Annotated in this window: 5 protein-coding genes, 1 pseudogene and 1 riboswitch; of the genes and pseudogenes, 3 read left to right on the forward strand and 3 right to left on the reverse strand. The window is 68.7% G+C overall.

Annotation, left to right across the window (positions count from 1 at the left end):
• Positions 1-1,559, forward strand: a 1,559-nt coding sequence (locus ACLEQD_RS38170; RefSeq protein WP_410390770.1) for a CotH kinase family protein, incomplete at its 5' end; no start/stop codon positions are given.
• Between the two features lie 45 nt (positions 1,560-1,604).
• On the opposite strand, the gene ACLEQD_RS38175 is transcribed toward ACLEQD_RS38170, so the two are convergent.
• Positions 1,605-2,372 (reverse strand): polysaccharide lyase, encoded by a 768-nt coding sequence (locus ACLEQD_RS38175; protein ID WP_410390771.1) that lies wholly within the window; start codon positions 2,370-2,372, stop codon positions 1,605-1,607.
• 136 nt (positions 2,373-2,508) lie between these two features.
• Positions 2,509-2,578: riboswitch (guanidine-III (ykkC-III) riboswitch) on the forward strand.
• A gap of 17 nt (positions 2,579-2,595) precedes the next feature.
• Here ACLEQD_RS38175 and sugE point away from each other — a divergent pair.
• Together sugE and ACLEQD_RS38185 are read left to right on the forward strand one after the other, a co-directional pair.
• Positions 2,596-2,925: a quaternary ammonium compound efflux SMR transporter SugE gene (sugE, locus tag ACLEQD_RS38180; protein WP_410390772.1), complete on the forward strand. Its 330-nt coding sequence runs from the start codon at positions 2,596-2,598 to the stop codon at positions 2,923-2,925.
• Between the two features lie 14 nt (positions 2,926-2,939).
• Complete coding sequence (locus ACLEQD_RS38185) at positions 2,940-3,677, forward strand: glutathione S-transferase (RefSeq protein WP_410390773.1); 738 nt, start codon at positions 2,940-2,942, stop codon at positions 3,675-3,677.
• Here the strand turns inward: ACLEQD_RS38185 and ACLEQD_RS38190 are convergent.
• Both ACLEQD_RS38190 and ACLEQD_RS38195 read right to left on the reverse strand, forming a co-directional pair.
• Positions 3,641-3,937: a Carotenogenesis protein CarS gene (locus ACLEQD_RS38190; RefSeq protein ID WP_410390774.1), complete on the reverse strand. Its 297-nt coding sequence runs from the start codon at positions 3,935-3,937 to the stop codon at positions 3,641-3,643. The genes ACLEQD_RS38185 and ACLEQD_RS38190 overlap by 37 nt on opposite strands.
• A pseudogene (locus ACLEQD_RS38195) lies at positions 3,934-4,160 on the reverse strand (hypothetical protein); the annotation flags it as partial. The gene ACLEQD_RS38190 and the pseudogene ACLEQD_RS38195, both read right to left, overlap by 4 nt.

A 4,160-nucleotide genomic window follows, 5' to 3' on the forward strand; every position in this document is an offset into this window, starting at 1 on the left:
CCGGGACGCCGGACGCGGGTGGGACGGATGCGGGCACCGCGCCGCTGACCTGCGCGCCCACGGCGGGCGACACGCGCTGGGTGCTGGAGGGCGAGGCCTTCACCGCGCAGGTGACGTGCGCGACGGGCTACACGGCGGCGGGGCTGCGCTTCGGGGTGAGGAACCTGCCCGCGGGCGCGACGTTCGACGACTCCACCGCCACGCTGCGCTGGACGCCCGCGCTCGACCAGGGCGCGGTGTGGAGGCTCACGCTGGAGGAGCGCACCACCGGCGAGACGGGCACGCTCAAGGTGGGCGTGGCCAACAACGACACCGCGCCGGGCAAGGTCGACATCGTCGACCCCGTGGCCTACACGGAGGAGTACGGGCTGCCCGTGGTGCACCTGTTCTTCGACCCGGACGAGGGCCTGACGGCCGGCGGCTACCGGCCCGCGGAGGTGGTGTACCGGGGCCACCGCTTCACCATCCAGGCGAAGTACCGCGGGGCCACCTCCAGCGTGTTCCCCAAGCGCAGCCTGACGTTCAAGTTCTCGGAGGACGACCTGTTCTCGGAGCCCGTCTTCGGCGACGGCTTCAAGGACCGCAAGCGCGTGGTGCTCATCACCCCGTTCAATGACAACTCGTACCTGCGCTCGCGGCTGGCGTTCGACCTGTGGAACCGGCTGTCCCCCAACGCCGTGCGCATCCGCACCTTCAGCGTGGTGGTGTACGCGAACAAGAAGTTCCGCGGGCTCTACACGGCGGCGGACCACGTGGACAAGCGGCTGATGGAGTGGAACGGCATCGACGACGACTCGGACCTCTTCAAGGCCGTGGACGCGGACGCCAACTTCTCCCGCCTCAAGCGCAACGGCGAGGCGAAGGCGCACCTCCACGTCGGCTTCGAGAAGTCCGAGGGCACGCCCGAGCAGAACCAGCCGCACGCCTTCGACCCGCTGGACGCCTTCGTCGCGTGGGTGGCGGACTCCAGCGCGGAGTCCTTCCGCCAGGAGTTCGGCACGAAGCTGAAGGCGCGCGACTACGAGGACTGGTGGATCTTCAATACGCTCATCCAGGGCAATGACTCGCAGGGGAAGAACGCCTATCACGCGTTCGACCCCAGGACGGGCGGCCCGTGGCGCTTCATCCCGTGGGACCTGGACGCGAGCTTCGGGCAGAACTTCGACACCACGCGCACCAGCGCCACGGCGCGGCCCACCTACGCGTCCGACAACCTGCTCTTCAAGCGGATGCTGGCGGAGCCCTCCATCGCGGGCCCCCTGCGCGAGCGCTACCGCCAGGCCCTGAAGCACGAGGTGAGCGAGGCCACGGTGCAGGCGCTGATTGACGGCTACGTGCGGGAGCTGGGGCCCAACGCGCAGCGCGACGAGGCGCGGTGGGGGGAGGAGTACCGCGACTTCGCGAAGCCGAGCACGGGGCCCGACGTGAACGAGGGGGGCTACGGCAACTTCCCGGACTGGCACCTGCGCCAGGACTTCAAGACCCACGCGGAGGAGGTGGAGTACATCCGGCAGTGGGTGCACACGCGCTGGTCCGCGTTCCAGACGCAGCTGCCGTGAGGTTGGCGGCGCGGCGGGGGGAGGACCTCGCCGCGCCCACCGGGACTACCACTGCGCAGGGTCTGCGTCGGCGAACGTCGTGCCGGCGGCGATCTCGTCGAACCAGATGCTGCGGTTGGGCTGGCTGCCCTGCATGTAGCCGTTGTCGTGCCAGCCGTTGGCGTAGAGGCCCACGCGGAACTGGAAGTAGCGGTCGTCCGCGACGGTGGTGGCCAGGTTGTACTGCTCCAGGACCTTCACGCCGTCGAACCACAGCTTGATGTAGCCGGTGGTGTCGCTGGCCCACTTCACCTGCATGATGACCTTGTGCCATGCCCCGGCGCTGACGGTGGCCAGGCTGGGGAAGGTGACGGTCTTCTGGTTGCAGACCGTGCCTTGCTTGACGCGCGTGTAGAGCTGATTGCCGGACAGCCACACCATGGTGGACGGCATGTAGTCGTCGCAGCCGGTGTTGGAGAAGTCCGCGATGAACTGCGCGATGTTGTAGGACTGGGGTTGGAACTGCCAGTCCTGCTGCAGGCGGAACGCGAAGCCGTAGAAGCCCGTGTCGCCCCGGCGGTACACGTTGTTCTTCACGACCTCCGAGTGGTACCGGCCCGTGTAGTTCGGGTCGTAGATCTGCGTGACCTTGATGGCGGTGGGGCCTTCATAGGTGACGTTGGTCACCTCGTTCACGGAGCCGTTGTGCTCCCGGTTGATGGAGCTCCAGCCGGTGAGCGTTCCGGTGTTGCGGAAGATCTCCGCTGCCTCCGCGACCAGCCCGGACGCGAACAGCGACACGCCTGCGGCCACGGCGAGATGCTTGGCTTGCATTGAAGGGCGCCTCCTGGAAACTTACGGCTTTGTTGTTATTTCTAGTTATTCAAGTTTAGCAGGTTGATGCCTTGGCTGTCTCGGAAAAGGGGGGATGCCGTGGCTGGGCGTGCCGGTTATGGTGGGCGCGCGTGCGGGAGCCCCGGGGTGGGGCCTCCGAGCCCGGACGAGGTGCGCCGTACCCGGTCACGACAAGACGACGCCTGAACGGGAGTCGTGCGTCATGACGTCGTCGTGGATCCTCCTCATCCTCGCGGGGCTGCTGGAGGTGGCCTGGACGGTAGGGCTCAAGTACACGCAGGGCTTCACCCGGCCCCTTCCCAGCGTGCTCACCGCGGCGGCCATCGTCGCGAGCATGGGCTTGCTGGCCATCGCGGTGAAGCAGCTGCCCATCGGCACGGCCTACGCGGTCTGGGTGGGCATCGGCGCGTTCGGCGCGGCCGTCGCGGGCATGGTGCTCTTCCATGAACCCGCCACGCCCGCGCGCCTGTTCTTCCTGGCGTTGATGATCGTCGCCATCATGGGCCTGAAGTTCACCAGCGGAACGCATTAGGCGAGGTGACGGCGATGAGCGACGCGAAGTTCGAGCTGTACTACTGGCCCGGCATTCCCGGCCGCGGCGAGTTCGTGCGGCTGGTGCTGGAAGAGGCGGGCGCGGACTGGGTGGACGTGGGCCTGCGAGCCGGCGGCGGGAAGGCCGTCGCGGACATGGTGGGCCAGGGCCCCGTGCCCGCGTTCGCGCCGCCCGTGCTCAAGGTGGGGGAGCTCGTCTTCTCCCAGGCGGCCAACATCTGCGCGTACCTGGGGGAGCGCTTCGGCCTCGTGCCTTCGGACGAGGCGTCGCGGCTGCACGCCCGTCAATTCCAGCTCACCGTCGCGGACGTGGTGGCGGAGGCGCACGACACGCACCATCCCATCGCCGTGATGAAGTACTACGACGAGCAGAAGGACGCCGCGAAGCAGCGCGCCGAGGACTTCCGCACCCAGCGCATCCCGAAGTTCCTGGGCTACTTCGAGCGCGTGCTGAAGGCGAACCCGCGCGGCGGCGGGAAGTACCTCCTGGGCAGCGACTTCACCTACCCGGAGCTGGCGCTGTTCCAGCTGGTGGACGGCCTGCGGTACGCCTTCCCCAACGCCATGCGCCGCATCGCCCCGGACGTGCCCGGCGTGATGGCGCTGCATCAGCGCATCCGCGAGCGCCCCCGCATCGCCGCGTACAAGCAGTCGCCGCGCGCCCAGCCCTTCAACGAGCAGGGCATCTTCCGCCACTACCCGGAGCTGGACGACCCGAACGCGACGAAGTGACCCTCGGGCACCTCGACGAGCTCCCGGGCGAAGAACAGGTCCTCGCCCACGCCGGCCACGCGGACCTGGATGAGCGGATCCGCGGGGTACTGCGTGGACGGATCGTCGAACACCAGCGCCACGACGACGCCCACGCGGCCCAGGAAGCGCTCGGAGAGGACGTCCTCCGGCTCGGTGCGGACCACCATCACCGTCGCGCCAATGCGCACCGGCGCGCCGTCCACGTCTTCCGTCAAGATGAGCGAGGGGTCGTGCTTCATGGTGCGTAGGTCCGGGGTTTGAGTCGTTTCGACAGCGCCCAGGTCATGAGCGTCAACAGCGCCCAAGCCCCCAGGTGATAGGTGGCCACGTGTCCGGGGCCCTGCTCACACGCCAGCTCGCCCACGAACGCCCCCACCGTCCCCACCGCCAGCCCCGCCACCGCCGCGCGCCAGCGGGTCGAACGCCGCCGACCGCAGCGCCACCACCGCCACCACCAGGGGC

The organism is Corallococcus sp. 4LFB, from assembly GCF_046520365.1.
Lineage (GTDB): Bacteria > Myxococcota > Myxococcia > Myxococcales > Myxococcaceae > Corallococcus > Corallococcus caeni.